The sequence below is a fragment of the Haloarchaeobius sp. FL176 genome (assembly GCF_024609245.1).
In the GTDB taxonomy this organism is placed as follows: domain Archaea; phylum Halobacteriota; class Halobacteria; order Halobacteriales; family Natrialbaceae; genus Haloarchaeobius.
This window is the reverse complement of the sequence record NZ_JANJYH010000002.1, coordinates 465,193-478,860: the sequence shown is the minus strand read 5'-3', so window position 1 is coordinate 478,860 and position 13,668 is coordinate 465,193. Positions and strand designations below refer to the sequence as shown.

At 67.2% G+C, this 13,668-nt stretch carries 14 protein-coding genes; 3 read left to right on the top strand and 11 right to left on the bottom strand.

What is annotated here, in order from left to right; all coding sequences use genetic code 11:
• Nucleotides 1-26 precede the first annotated feature (26 nt).
• The 8 genes from NO978_RS05655 to NO978_RS05620 form a co-directional block, all read right to left on the bottom strand.
• Nucleotides 27-1,094, bottom strand: coding sequence for a transcriptional regulator (locus tag NO978_RS05655; protein WP_257298562.1), 1,068 nt, complete (start codon nt 1,092-1,094; stop codon nt 27-29).
• A 37-nt stretch (nt 1,095-1,131) separates the two neighbouring features.
• On the bottom strand, nt 1,132-2,256 hold the full coding sequence (bioB, locus tag NO978_RS05650) for a biotin synthase BioB (protein WP_257298560.1): 1,125 nt from the start codon (nt 2,254-2,256) through the stop codon (nt 1,132-1,134).
• 180 nt (nt 2,257-2,436) lie between these two features.
• Nucleotides 2,437-3,387, bottom strand: coding sequence for a hypothetical protein (locus NO978_RS05645; RefSeq protein ID WP_257298559.1), 951 nt, complete (start codon nt 3,385-3,387; stop codon nt 2,437-2,439).
• A 67-nt stretch (nt 3,388-3,454) separates the two neighbouring features.
• The gene (locus NO978_RS05640) at nt 3,455-4,195 is read right to left on the bottom strand and encodes an amino acid ABC transporter ATP-binding protein (RefSeq protein ID WP_257298558.1); all 741 of its coding nucleotides are present in this window, start codon (nt 4,193-4,195) and stop codon (nt 3,455-3,457) included.
• Nucleotides 4,192-5,070, bottom strand: coding sequence for an amino acid ABC transporter permease (locus NO978_RS05635; protein ID WP_257298557.1), 879 nt, complete (start codon nt 5,068-5,070; stop codon nt 4,192-4,194). The genes NO978_RS05640 and NO978_RS05635 overlap by 4 nt, the downstream gene beginning before the upstream one ends.
• Before the next feature lie 15 nt (nt 5,071-5,085).
• On the bottom strand, nt 5,086-5,898 hold the full coding sequence (locus NO978_RS05630) for a transporter substrate-binding domain-containing protein (RefSeq protein WP_257298556.1): 813 nt from the start codon (nt 5,896-5,898) through the stop codon (nt 5,086-5,088).
• A gap of 135 nt (nt 5,899-6,033) precedes the next feature.
• Entirely contained in the window at nt 6,034-6,258 is a 225-nt protein-coding gene (locus NO978_RS05625) for a hypothetical protein (protein ID WP_257298555.1), read from the bottom strand.
• Nucleotides 6,259-6,295: 37 nt separating this feature from the next.
• Complete coding sequence (locus NO978_RS05620) at nt 6,296-6,805, bottom strand: COX15/CtaA family protein (protein ID WP_257298554.1); 510 nt, start codon at nt 6,803-6,805, stop codon at nt 6,296-6,298.
• A 151-nt stretch (nt 6,806-6,956) separates the two neighbouring features.
• Between NO978_RS05620 and NO978_RS05615 the strand changes: the two genes are divergently transcribed.
• Together NO978_RS05615 and NO978_RS05610 are read left to right on the top strand one after the other, a co-directional pair.
• The gene (locus NO978_RS05615; protein ID WP_257298553.1) at nt 6,957-9,221 is read left to right on the top strand and encodes an NADP-dependent malic enzyme; all 2,265 of its coding nucleotides are present in this window, start codon (nt 6,957-6,959) and stop codon (nt 9,219-9,221) included.
• Nucleotides 9,222-9,528: 307 nt separating this feature from the next.
• Nucleotides 9,529-9,993, top strand: coding sequence for a hypothetical protein (locus tag NO978_RS05610; protein WP_257298552.1), 465 nt, complete (start codon nt 9,529-9,531; stop codon nt 9,991-9,993).
• Here the strand turns inward: NO978_RS05610 and NO978_RS05605 are convergent.
• Complete coding sequence (locus tag NO978_RS05605; RefSeq protein ID WP_257298551.1) at nt 9,990-10,625, bottom strand: ribonuclease H; 636 nt, start codon at nt 10,623-10,625, stop codon at nt 9,990-9,992. The two genes, NO978_RS05610 and NO978_RS05605, sit on opposite strands and share 4 nt — an antisense overlap.
• 122 nt (nt 10,626-10,747) lie before the next feature.
• Between NO978_RS05605 and NO978_RS05600 the strand changes: the two genes are divergently transcribed.
• A complete protein-coding gene (locus tag NO978_RS05600; protein WP_257298550.1) occupies nt 10,748-11,665 on the top strand; it encodes a DMT family transporter in 918 nt (305 codons plus the stop codon).
• 8 nt (nt 11,666-11,673) lie between these two features.
• On the opposite strand, the gene NO978_RS05595 is transcribed toward NO978_RS05600, so the two are convergent.
• Both NO978_RS05595 and NO978_RS05590 read right to left on the bottom strand, forming a co-directional pair.
• Nucleotides 11,674-11,907: a hypothetical protein gene (locus tag NO978_RS05595; RefSeq protein ID WP_257298549.1), complete on the bottom strand. Its 234-nt coding sequence runs from the start codon at nt 11,905-11,907 to the stop codon at nt 11,674-11,676.
• A gap of 58 nt (nt 11,908-11,965) precedes the next feature.
• Nucleotides 11,966-13,591 carry a hypothetical protein gene (locus NO978_RS05590; RefSeq protein WP_257298548.1) on the bottom strand — a complete coding sequence of 542 codons (1,626 nt, stop codon included), beginning with the start codon at nt 13,589-13,591 and terminating at the stop codon, nt 11,966-11,968.
• Between the last annotated feature and the right edge of the window lie 77 nt (nt 13,592-13,668).

Genomic DNA, 13,668 nt, shown 5'->3' with positions numbered 1-13,668 from the left:
CGGTACGGAACGGTTGCAGGTGAGAACTAAAATCCCGGCAGCAGGTCCGCCGGGCCGAACACGCCGTAGTCGCCCACGCGGTTCATCCGGACGGCGGTCTTGAGATAGCCCAACGCGGGGCCGTTGACGTTTGCGGCCATGCTCGTCGCGTCGTCGAGCTGGAACGTGTTGGTGCCGCGCTCGCCGTCGAAGGTACGGCCCGTCACCCGGACGGTTGTCGTCGTGGGCTTCTCGTCGCTGCGGACGTCGAGGACGCCGCCGACGGTGACGTCCGCGGCGTCGCAGATACCGGCGCGTTCGAGCAACACGTCGTCGGCGTGCTCCATGTCCTCGAACTCGATGACGCCGTCGTGCTCGTCGACGATGGCCTCGATCTCCTCGTCGCTCAGTTCGCGGGCGCTCTCGATGTCGTACCCGTCGAGGTGGGCGATGTCCTCTCGGACGGTGCCGCGGTTGTCCTCGTAGCCCGACTTGAGGCCGACGCCCCACCAGATCTCGACCTCGTCGACCTCGACGAAGGACTGCGCGGCGAGTGCCGCCGCGCCGGTGAGGAAGCCCGGGGTCGCGCCCGCGCCGCAGACGAAGGTGATGCCCGACTCCTCGAACAGGTCGGCGCGCTCGTCGAGCATGCCGATGACCCGCGAGCGCTTGAGCACGTCCACCAGAACGCCCTCGTAGCCCGCCTCGGCGAATCGCTCGGCGGTCTGTGGGATGAAGTCGTGCGTGAGGTTCGGCAGGGCGAGCAGCACTGCGTCGATCTCGGCCGATTCGTCGACGACATCCTGGATGGGCGTCTCCGTCGGCCGGGCCTGTGCGCTGGCGACGACGCCCGCGCCCTCGCCGTGCTGTTTGACCGCCGTGCCGCCGTCGGTGCGGGTGTCGTCGCCGGTTGTGGCGTTCTCCCGATGTTCGCTGGCGACGTTCCCCTCCGTCGCTGTGAGGAGTTCGTCGACGTCGAGGCCGTCGTGGTCGACGGCGATGCCGTTCCGGTCACACGCCGCGACCGGCGTGAGTCCGTCCTTGTGCTCGCTCACTTCGAGCGTTCGTCGGCCGATACCGCCCGTTCCGAGTACCGCGAATGTCAGGTCGTCCATGGCTGAAAGCAGGTGTCAGTCGTCCGTCCGTCGTCGGTCAGTCGTCCAGTTCCGCGTTGCTCGTCGCCGTCCCGGCCGCCGTCTCGACGGGTTCGTCGCGCTGGTCGTCGTCGCCCCGGGACTTCACCGCCTCGGGGTCGAACTCGTTGGCCGCGGTGTTCGGCTCCAGCCCGGCGCGCTCGATGACCTCGATGTCGTCGCCGGGGGTCTGGCCGCCCGTGGTCAGGTAGTCGCCGGTGAGGATGCCGTCCGCGCCCGCCTCGAACGGGCGGTGCTGCTCGTCGACGGCGAGGTTGACCTCCCGCCCGCCGGTCAGGCGGACTCGGGCGTCGGGGTGGAGCAGCCGGTACACCGCGATGGTCCGGATGATCTCCTCGGTCGAGATGTCCGCGGAGTCGCCGAGTTCGTCGCCCAGCTCGGTGCCTGCGACGGGGTTGAGGATGTTCACCGGCAGCGAGGAGACGCCGACCTCCTGCAGCGCGATGGCCGCCTCGACGCGGTCGGTCGGCGTCTCGCCCATGCCGAGGATGACGCCCGCACAGAGGTCCATCCCGACCTCTTTGGCGAGTTCGAGCGTCTCCACGCGGTCCTCGAAGGAGTGGGTGTCGACGATCTCGGGGAAGAACCGTGGCGAGGTCTCGATGTTGTGATTGTAGTGGTTGATGCCCTCGTCGGCGAGTATCTCGGCCTCTTCGCGCGTGAGGATGCCCAGACTGGCGTCAACCTCCACGTCCGTCTCGTCGCGCACGAGACGGATGGCCCGGATGACCTCGTCCCACTCGTCCGGGCGGTGCTCCTTCGAGACACCCTTCTCGGCGACGACGATGCCGAACCGCTGTGCGCCGTCCCGCTCCGCGCGCTTCGCGGCGTCGAGTATCTCCGCCGGGTCGAGGAAGCCGTACGTCTCGATGCCCGTGTCGAAGTGGACCGACTGCGCACAGAAGCCGCAGTCCTCCGCGCAGTCGCCCGCCTTGGCGTTCACGATGGAGCAGGCGTCGACGGTGTCGTCACCCAGCTCCGACCGGACGTAGTCCGCTGCCGGCGCGAGGTCGTCCACCGGCTGTGCGATCAATGCCAGACCGTTCGTGCGGTCGAGACGCTCGCCCGCGAGCACGCGCTCGACGGCGTCGTCGACCGTCTGGTTTCCCGTCTCGTAAACCACTCTAGCGACGGCGGTTGACGAGATATTAGTTCTTGGGGTCTCGTCGTGAAACGGTGGCGGCGCCGTGGTGGACCAGCGTGTTCCATGCACCACTCGCGTTACGCCAGCGCGTGCCGGGGTGAGCAGGGCACGACGGCCGAACACTCGGAGAGGGAGACCAGCCCACAGCCCGGTACGGCTTCACTCCGTCAACTCGAAGTCCACAAGCGTCCGGTCGCCCGCGTCGAACCGGTCGAGGTAGTACTCGATGCCGGGCTGGTGGGCTGCGCCGACGACGAGGTGGACCGTGTCCCCGGGGCCGGTGTGGGACATCCCGTAGTCGGCCATGCGCTCGTTACGGGCGTGAGTCAGTAGTTCCAGTTCTGGGTCGTGTCGCCGGAGCCACTCGCGTTCGAGGGGCTGGGGGAGAAACGTCGTCCGGTAGTAGTACTGGAGGTGGACGAGGTGGGAGGGGTCGGCGGCGGCGCGCTTCGTGAGTTTGAACGACTCGTAGTCGTCGCCGGTCGCCAGGCCCTCGTGGCTGGTGAGGAAGTCCGAGGCGAGGTCGCCGAGGGCGCGCTCCAACGTGGTGCCGTAGACGCCGTTGCCGTCCTCGACGAGCGAGAAGACGGCGTCCTGCAGCTCGCTGGTGAGCGAGTCCACGTCCTCTAAGAGCCCCTCGAAGTTGCCGGGCAGGTCCGCGAGGTGCGAGTCGACGTCGAGGTCGCGACAGCGCTGCATCGCCCAGCGGTAGTCGTCCATCTCGCAGGCACGGTCGAAGTCCGGGAAGTACATCCGCCAGATGCCCTGCTCGCAGTACACCGACGCGCCGGAATCGAGGAACTCGGCGACGTGTTCGCGGAGGAACGACCGCTCGGCGTCGGTGTCGGCGTGGGTGATGCCGTGGACGTGGAACTCGCGGTCGCCGACCCGGACGGTCGTCCCCGGGACGCCGGGCCCGGTTGTCGGGTCGAGCCGGCGCTCCTGGAGCGCGCGCCACTCGCGTTTGGCCGCGAGGTAGGCCGCATGCTCGTCGGGGGCTGCGGTCACGTCGGCCAGTTCCGCGAGACTCCGTGTCCGCCTGAGCCGCTCGAACCGCTCGCGCTGGCCCGGAGTGAGGCCGCCCGTGCGGGTGGGGGACACGTCGGTCATCGGGTGGGGACTCGGGGCCGAGCGTGCTAAAAGATGACGGGGGCGTGTACGCCCGGTGACAACCAGGTCAGAGCAGGCGCGAGAGAAACCGCTCACCACGCTCCGTCCGGGGCTGCTCGAAGAACTGGTCGGACTCGGTCACTTCCGCGACCTCGCCCTCGGACATCAGAACGATCCGGTCACCGACCTCCTGGGCGAACCCCATCTCGTGGGTCACGACGAGCATCGTCATCCCCTCGTTGGCGAGGTCGCCCATCACGTCGAGCACCTCGCCGACGAGCTCGGGGTCGAGCGCACTGGTGACCTCGTCGAACAACATCACCTGCGGCTCCATCGCGAGCGCCCGGGCGATTGCGACCCGTTGTTGCTGTCCGCCCGAGAGTTCGTTCGGATGGGAGTCCCCCTGGTCCCCGAGACCGACCCGGTTCAGGAGCTCCTGAGCGTGCTCGTATGCCTCCGTCTCGTCGACGCCCTTGACCTTGGTCGGCCCTGCCGCCACGTTCTCCAGCGCGGTCAGGTGGGGAAAGAGGTTGAAGCTCTGGAACACCATCCCGATGCGCTGGCGGAGGTGGTTGATGTTCACGTCCTCGTCGGTGATTGGGATACCGTCGAGGTGTATCTCGCCCTTCTGTACCTCTTCGAGGCGGTTCGTACAGCGGAGGAGCGTCGACTTCCCGGACCCGGACGGACCGATGATGACGACGACCTCGCGCTCGTCGACCGAGAACGAGACGTCCTTGAGGACGTGATTCTGGCCGAACCACTTGTTCACGTCGACGAACTCGACGAGCGGCTTCGGTTTGCTCACGACGTACCACCGCCGGGCATTCGGCTCCCGAGACGTTTGGCGAGCGATTTCCGGTCGCTCCCCCAGTCCGCCCGGGCTTCGAGGACCCCGACGAGTTTACTCATCGGCAGGGTCACCGCCAGGTAGAACAGGCAGACCCAGACGAGGGGCGTCCACGGGTCGAACGTCGCGGAGTTGACGCTCCGGAACACCTGCATGATCTCTGGCACCGAGATGAGCGTGAGGAGCGAGGTGTCCTTGACCAGAATGATCTGGTCGTTACCGATCGCGGCGAGGGCGTTCCGCCAGGCCTGAGGCAGGATGACCTCGCGCATCGCCTGGACCCGGGACATCCCGATGGAGCGGGCCGCCTCCATCTGTCCGTCGGGGACCGCGTTGATGCCGCCACGCATCGCCTCACCCACGTACGCCGCGTGGTTGAGCGTCAGTCCGATAACCGCGGCGGGGATCTCCCAGTCGCTAATCGGGAACTGGCCGGTCCCCCAGAGGCTCGGAATCCCGAAGTAGATGAGGAACAGCTGGAACAGCAGCGGCGTGCCACGGAAGAACTCGATGTATCCCCGGGCGACGTTACTCGTCAGTGGTGACGACGAGATACGTGCGAGCCCGACGATGATACCCGCCGACACGGAGAGGATGCTGGAGACGATGACGATACGGATGACCAGCAGGTACGCGGTCACGAACCGCGGGAAGATCGTCTGGAGCAGGTCCGGGTCCACTTCCGAGAAGACGGTCCAGCCGAGCACACCGAGGACCACCGCGAGAAACAGCCCGGCGACCACCTCGCCGATTCGTCGAACGAGGTTGTCGTTGGCGAGCAGGCCGCTGCTCGCACCGGTCGGTTCTTCGCGTTCGGAGAGAGCATCCGACATGGTACAGGGGGGTGGTCAGCCCTCGAAGTATTCGGCGTAAATCTCGTCGTAGCGCCCCGACTCGCGGATCGCTGCGAGACCCTCGTTGACCTCCTGACGGAACTCGTCGTCGCCCTGTCGGAAGGCGATGCCGTACTCCTCGACCGTGAGAGTGAGATACGGCGGCGCGTTCTCCCCCATATCGGCGGCTTCGCCCTCTCCTTCGAGGAACTGGACCTCGTCGTTCTGGTTCGCGAACTCGGCGTTGACCGTGTTGTCGTTGATGACGGCGACGACCTGATTGTTCAGCAGGGCGTCGAACGCGCCGGTGATCTGGTCGAAGCTCTGGATGTTGAGCTCGCCATCGAACTCCTCCCGGATCGCTTCAGCAGCGGTCTCGCCGGTCGTTCCCTTCTGGACGCCGACGTCGACCCCTCGGAGGTCCTCCTTCGAGGTGATGTCGCTGCCCGAGAGGATGACCGCCGTCTGGTACGCGGTGAAGTACGGGTCCGAGAAGTCGACTTGCTCCGCGCGTTCCTCGTTGATCGTCATGGCGCTCATGATGACACGGAAGTTCCCGTTGTTGAGGGACCCGATGATGCTGTCGAACGAGGTCGACTGGAACTCGTACTCGTAGTCGAGTTCCTCGGCGAACACCGCCTCCGCTATCTCGACGTCGAACCCGACGAGGTCACCCGCTTCGGTATTGTACTCGAAAGGACGGTAGGGGATGTCCGACCCGATGGTGATCGTCTCACCATCGCCGCCGGTGAACGAATCGAGACACCCAGCAACACCCATCGCCGCAAACGTCGCACCACTTGCCTTGAGATAGCTTCGTCTATCCATACCACGTCCGTACAGCGCCTTGGTTATAAAACCGTTAGCTGAGACAGTGATACTTTACAGGGTGCCTGGCTCCAGGTCAGTCGGTATCCGACGGTCGGTCCCGGGTCGCCAGTGCTCTACCCCGGAGGTACGACATCACTCCTCCGATTGCATCGGTTGCGGGTCGACGTGGTGGACTGCGTCGGGCGAGATGAGCCGACCAGTCGGCAGTTCGACCCAGCCGTTGGCGAGCACCCGGACTTCGCCCTCGTGGAGGAGGTCCTCGCCGTCGCGGTCGCCGTAGACCGCAGCGTTGCGGTACTCCTTGATGAAGTAGTCGTCGCCCCAGTCGAAGATGGAACTGGTTCCAGCGGTGAGCATGCCGGCGTGTTCGACGCCGAGCGTGAAAACTATGCGGTCAGTCCGCGTCGACGGCCCGCGTCGTGCTCTCGCGCTCCGCCGTGGCCGTCGTCTCTTCGTCCGTGCTGCGCTCGAACATCCACGCCGTCGCGCCGACGAGGCCGGCGAAGATGATCATCGCCGCACCGTGGTGCAGCGTCTGGACGCCCGCGGTGTAGGTGACGACCGTCTGGCGGCCGAGCAGGACCTGGACCGGCAGGACGGCGATGGCGATGGCGACCGCGGCGTGGATACGCCGGCTGTCGAACGCCCTCCACGCACCGTAGGCGGTGCCGAGGATGAAGAAGCCGGTGATCGAGGCGACGAACCGGTGGATCCACTCGGGGTACGACGCGACGTTCGGCGGGAGCAGGCCGAACAGCGGGCCGCCACAGAGCGGCCACCCTCCCTCGCAGGTCAGTCCCGTCCCCGTCGCGGCTGTGTACACGCCGAGTAGGATGAGCAGGAACGTCAGCACCGTCGTCACCGTACTCAGGATGGCGACGTTGCGTCGGTCGAGCCAGTTCATGCTCGTTGCTCGGGGTCACGACCATATCAAGCGCACGGTCCTTCCAGCGCCGTGAGAACGCTTCGGAGGGCCCCTCGCGGCCCGCTGAGTTCGACGACTGTCGAAGCGTTGGTTCGATTAGCTTTTAGTCGTACCCGGTGGTGGGTTTCGTATGGGACTCGACGAGGATTCACTGGACTACCACGAGGCCGAGCCACCGGGAAAGCTGGAGATATCGACGACGAAACCCACCAACACACAGCGAGACCTCTCGCTCGCGTACTCGCCGGGTGTCGCGGAGCCGTGCCGGCGCATCGCCGACGACCCCGACGACGCGTACAAGTACACCGCGAAGGGGAATCTCGTCGGCGTCGTCTCCAACGGCTCCGCCGTCCTCGGCCTCGGTGACATCGGCGCCCAGGCCAGCAAGCCGGTCATGGAGGGCAAGGGCGTACTGTTCAAGCGCTTCGCCGACATCGACGTGTTCGACGTCGAGCTAGACCAGGACGACCCCGAGAAGATCATCGAGGCCGTCAGCGCGATGGAGCCGACCTTCGGCGGTATCAACCTGGAGGACATCTCCGCGCCCGAGTGCTTCACCATCGAGGAGACGCTCCGAGAGGAGATGGACATCCCCGTCTTCCACGACGACCAGCACGGCACCGCCATCATCTCCGGGGCCGCGCTGCTGAACGCCGCCGAGATCGCCGGCAAGGACTTAGAAGACCTCGAGATCGTCTTCTCCGGCGCTGGTGCGTCGGCGCTCGCGACGGCGCGGTTCTACGTCTCGCTCGGCGCGAAGAAGGAGAACATCACGATGTGTGACTCCTCGGGCATCATCACGACCGCCCGTGCCGAGTCCGGCGACGTCAACGAGTACAAACAGGAGTTCGCCCGCGACATCAACGGGGGCGGGCTCGCCGACGCGATGGAGGGTTCGGACGTGTTCGTCGGACTCTCCATCGGCGGGCTGGTCGACCAGGAGATGGTCCGGTCGATGGCCGACAACCCCATCGTGTTCGCGATGGCGAACCCGGACCCCGAGATCGGCTACGAGGCGGCCAAGGAAGCCCGCGACGACACCGTCATCATGGCGACCGGTCGCTCGGACTACCCGAACCAGGTGAACAACGTGCTCGGCTTCCCCTTCATCTTCCGGGGCGCGCTCGACGTGCGCGCGACGGAGATCAACGAGGAGATGAAGGTCGCCGCCGCGAGCGCCCTCGCCGAGCTGTCGAAGCAGGACGTGCCCGACGCGGTCGTCAAGGCCTACGGCGACCAACCGCTGCAGTTCGGCGCGGACTACATCATCCCGAAGCCGCTCGACCCGCGCGTGCTGTTCGAGGTCGCGCCCGCCGTCGCGGAGGCCGCGATGGACTCGGGCTGCGCCCGTCAGGAGCTCGACCTCGAAGCGTACGAGGAGCGCCTGGAGGCCCGGCTCGGAAAGTCCCGCGAGATGATGCGCGTCGTACTGAACAAGGCGAAGTCGGATCCCAAGCGCATCGCACTCGCGGAGGGCGCCGACGAGAAGATGATCCGCGCGGCCTACCAGCTCGAGGAGCAGGGTATCGCCGAGCCCATCCTCATCGGCAACGACAAGCGTATCACGAAGACGACCGAGCGTCTCGGGCTCGACTTCGAGCCGACCATCGCGAACCCGCGCGCCGACGACGAGCGGCACGAGGACTACGCCGAGCGGCTCTACCAGGTGCGAAAGCGCAAGGGCCTGACCAAGAGCGAGGCCGAGGACCTCATCCGGCGCGACACGAACTACTACGGCAGCGTGATGGTCGAATGCGGCGACGCCGACGCGCTCCTGACCGGCCTCACCCACCACTACCCCTCCGCCCTGCGCCCACCGCTGCAGGTCATCGGGACGGCCGAGGACGCCGACTTCGCGGCCGGCGTCTACATGCTGACGTTCAAGAACCGCGTCATCTTCTGTGCGGACACGACCGTCAACCAGGACCCCGACGCGAAGGTGCTCGCGGAGGTCGCCGACCACACCGCAGAGCTCGCCCGCCGCTTCAACGTCGACCCGCGGGTCGCCATGCTCTCGTACTCCAACTTCGGGAGCGTCGACAACGCCGGCACGCGCAAGCCCCGCCGGGCCGCCGGCATGCTCCGCAACGACGACGGCATCGACTACCCCGTCGACGGCGAGATGCAGGCGGACACCGCCGTCGTCGAGGAGATACTCAGGGGGACCTACGAGTTCTCGGACCTGGAGGACCCCGCGAACGTGCTGGTGTTCCCGAACCTCGAGGCCGGCAACATCGGCTACAAGCTCCTCCAGCGTCTCGGCGGCGCGGAGGCCATCGGCCCGATGCTCGTCGGGATGGACAAGCCGGTCCACGTGCTCCAGCGCGGTGACGAGGTCAAGGACATCGTGAACCTGGCCGGCGTCGCGGTGGTCGACGCACAGCAGAACGAGTAGGTCGCCGCAACCACTTTTTCGCCCAGCGCTTACGAGCGTCGAGCAGGACGCTCCTGGCGATCAGCGCCGCGGTGACGACGACGGTGCCGGCCGCGGTGTGGTGTATCGGGTTCGGCGACCAGTCGGTCGTGTCGTCGACGGGCGTGTCGTCGTGGATGTGTCACATCGCGAGGGCGGCGGTTACGAGGGAGTAATCGCAGTCGCACCCACCGACCGGGAGAGTGACAGATGATAGATGTCGCGTGATATCTCAAAGAACCGTTTGTCTTTTCTCTGGACTTTTGCGTTTCCGAGCGTACTCTTCGGTATGGAGCGTCGTCAGTTCCTCGCGGTCGCCGGGTCGGTCGCCGCCGCTGGCTGTGCCGGCCTCGCGTTCCCCCGTTCGTCGAGTGGCGACGACGGCAGGGACGACGACTCGACGTTCACGGTTGACGACCCGGTAGCGACGGACGCGACCGCCGGCGACGGCACGTCGGGAACGCCGCCGGCAGCGGAACTGGAGATACTCTCGACCGCTTCGGGGACCATCGATGCGAAGTTCCAGCTCAAGGAGTACGAGAGTCTGCGCACGGTACACGAACGAACGAGAGAACTGGAGTACGGCGAGCGGGCCTACCTCTCGGGGCTGCTCACCGAGGGGACGAACTACCTGTTCGACCTGAGCGTCGACGACTCCCTCCTGGTCGAGCGGCCGGTCTACGCCGGGGAGCGCGTCGTCCTCGAGATCGTCGACCGACGCACGGTCAAGCTGGTCGAACGACGCCTGCTCTAGTCCGAGGCGTTGCGGTCCGCCCGGGACGGCGGCGGGTACTGCGGGCCGGTCGTTCGCGACGGTTCGACCGGCTCCGGCAGCACACACCGGTCGGGTTCGCGGTTGACGTGTGCGTACCGTGACGGTTCGTTGGCCAGCGGATGCGCCGGGTTCTGGTCGGAGTTGATGCGTGCGGCACGCGCCTCGCCGAAGCCGGAGAGACGCGCCCGGATGCCCCGCCAGTGGTTGACGCTGGCCTCGGGGACGTCGAAGCGTCTCGTCGGCTCCCAGTTCGGGTGGCGGGCGGCGAGCAACGCGTTGTTGACGTTCGCGGCGAGGTCGTCGTGGTCGACCAGGATACCGACGCGGGCTGTCGGTGGCGCGCGGGCGGCGAGCACGTCGAGCCCCAGGTGGAGCGCGCGGTACTCCGCGACGTTGTTGTCCGGCGGCGAGTCGGACGACGCGACCCGGGCGACACGCGTGCCGTCCCGCGTCTCGATGACAGCACCCAGCCCGCCGGCACGGTCCGTCCTGTACGAACCGTCTGTGGCGACGTAGAAGTCTCGGTGATGCGTTTCGGGCGGGTGGGCGATGTGCGGCGTCGGCGACTCGTCGAACAGGTCCCGCAAGGCGGGTCGGCCGTGGGCGGCCATGGTTGCAGTAACGTGTTAGGTCATATAAATCGAACGGCTGTGACAGTGAGTATCACACATGGATTGAGGCCGAATTCCCCGGAGGGGAAAGCACTGTTACCACCGACACTCTCACACGTGACGTGTCCCGGTATCGCAACGTCACGCTGTTCCTCTTCCTCGCGGCAGTCTGGGGGAGCGCGTTCATGGCCATCAAGGCCGGCGTCGAGTTCATCCCACCAGTGCTGTTCGCCGCACTGCGCTACGACATCGCGGGCGTCCTGATGCTCGGCTACGCCGTCGTCGCCGTCGACGACTGGTACCCGACGACGCGGGCGGGCTGGACGGAGGTCGTCATCGGCGGCGTGTTCATGATCGCGGCCTACCACGCGCTGCTGTTCGTCGGGGAGACCGGTCCCGTGAGCAGCGCGGCGGCGGCCGTGCTCGTCGCGCTCTCGCCGGTGCTGACGACCGCGTTCGCCCGGCTGCTCCTGCCCGAGGAGCCCGTGACCGCCACGACGTGGCTCGGGATGGGCCTCGCGCTCGTCGGCGTCGTAGTGCTGATGAACCCCGACCCCGAGCGCCTGCTGACCGACGCCGTCGTCTCGAAGTCGCTCGTCTTCGGTGCCGCCGCGGCGTTCGCGCTCGGCAGCGTCCTCACCCGCCGTGTCAACGGCGACCTCCGGATAGAGACGATGGAGGCGTGGTCGATGCTGCTCGGGGCGGGCCTGATGCACGCCGTCAGCGTCGCGATGCCCTCGGAGTCGTTCGCGATGGTCGAGTGGAACGCCACCGCCCTCCTCGCCCTCGCGTACCTCGCGGTCGCCGCCAGCGCGGTCGGGTTCCTCGTCTACTTCGACCTGCTCGACCGCCTCGGTCCCGTCGAGATCAACATGGTCTCGTACGTCGCCCCGGTGTTCGCCGCGCTGTCGGGCTGGCTGGTGCTCGGCGAGGCCCTCACGCCCGCCACCGTCGTCGGCTTCCTGGTCATCTTCGTAGGCTTCGTCGTGGTGAAACGGCGGGCCGTCGCGCGGGAGGTCGAGCTGTTGCAATCGAGCTGACTGCCGTCTCAGGGGTCGTACCGTTTCCCGACGACCAGCGCGAGCGCGTTCCAGACGAGCAACAGGAGGAACGCGGCCGTCTTCGGTGTGCTGTCGAGCCCCCAAACGAGGAGGCCGAGGTTCACGACCGGGAGAGAGATGGCACTCCAGAAGCCGACCATGCGCACGGACCGGGGGACCGACCGGGCGACGGTATCGATGGGGCGCTCGGGGAGGCGTCCGAGGAGGGACTGGCCCGTCATCGTCGGCCGGTGCTACCGGACGCAGAGACTTATAACCAGCAGAAACTGTTTCGTTCTTTTATATGTGTGGGCGTTGATTACTGGCCGACAGCGCCTGTGTACTCCACGCCAACGGGAGCCACGTGGCCGACTCGTTCGCCGTCACCGTGAGTCCGGTCTCGACGGTTTTACTCCCCACTGCGACGGTCTGTACGTACTCGCCCGGTGGCACACGTAGCCGCTCGACGACGAACTCGACCCGGGAGGACTCGTTCGGGTCGAGGGCGACCGTCTCCGTGGCGAGGACCGTGTCACCGACTCGATACGTGACGGTCTCCGACTCCCGTGCGTTGCCCTCGTTCGTCACCGTCGCTGCGACCGTCATCGTCCCGTTGCGCGCGGCGGTCGCGGGCGCGTCGAGTTCGGTCACAGTGTAGTCTGCCCCGACGACGGTGAGGTTCACCCGGTCCGCGAGGAACCGTTCACGGGGCGTCTCCGGGGCCCGCGCGACCGCCGTGACCTCGCCCGGCACCTGGAACGCCACCCGTAGTTCGCCGTCCTCGTCGGTCACGTACGGCGTTCCGAACAGCTCGACGGTGCCCACGACTGGCTCGCCCGTCGTCGCACGGGTGACGGTGAACGTCACGCGCTCGCCTGCCGGGACCATCGTGCGACTCGCTGCGAGGTCGAGCCCGACCAGCCGCGGTCGCACCCGCAGGCTCGTCGCGCCGTCGGTGAACCTGACGGCGTCCGTCTGTGGCGCGGAGGCCGTCACGTCGTACGTGCCACTGGCGTCCAGTTCGACCGGGACTTCCCCCTCCGGACCGGTCCAGACGCTCTCGTTGGCGACCGTCAGCGAGGCGTTCACCGGCTCGCCCGTGTCCGCCCGGGTGACTGTCGCCGTCACCGTCCCGTCGACCCGCGTCCGCTCCGACGACAGCGTCACGTCCAGCGCGACGGCCCGGCGCTCGACCGAGACCGGGATGCGGACCGACTCGAACCGCTCCGTCTCCGTCCGCTCTTTCTCGACCCGTAGCTCGTAGCCGCCCGCGGTATCGAAGGAGAGCGACGCCACTCCCGACTCGTTCGTCTGGACGGTCCGTCCGTCCGCCACGACGACCCGGCCGGTCACCGCCTCACCGGTGTCGGCCCGGGTCACCGCGACCCGCACCGCCTCGTCGGTGACGACGGTCGTCGCTGACGCGGACGCCGACAGCGAGACGCTGAACCGCCGGACTCGGAGTGGCAGGCGGGCCACGGTGGCGTTGTCACCGTCGGGCTCGACGATGCGTGCGGTGTAGTCACCGGGCGTGTCCAGGCGGAGGGTCGCGGTGCCGTTCCGGTCGGTCTCCACGGACTGGCCGGCGACCCGCAGGGTGGCGTTCGCAACGGGTTTGTCGCCCGCGCGGACAGTGAACTCGATGGAGCCGTCGGGGTCGACGACGGTCCGGTTCGCCGACAGGCTGACCTCCTCGGGTTCGGGCTGTTGCTCGCCGTCGTAGTCGAAGACCGGGAACACCGGCCCGTCCGAGCTGTTGTCGTCGCCGAACGGCGGGCCGGTCCCGAGTCCGCCGATCATGACCACGAACGTCCCCAGCACGATGAGTACGAGGACGATAACCTGTGGGTCGCGGAGGGGGCGATAACGGTCGTCCGCCCGGATGGGAGCCGAACCGGGAACTGGACGGGGTGCATCCGGCGGCATCTGCTCTACCCACTGATGGGTGGGGCAGCAACTTAAGCCCGTCCGCCGATTCACGACCATCTCTTTCCTCGTCGGGC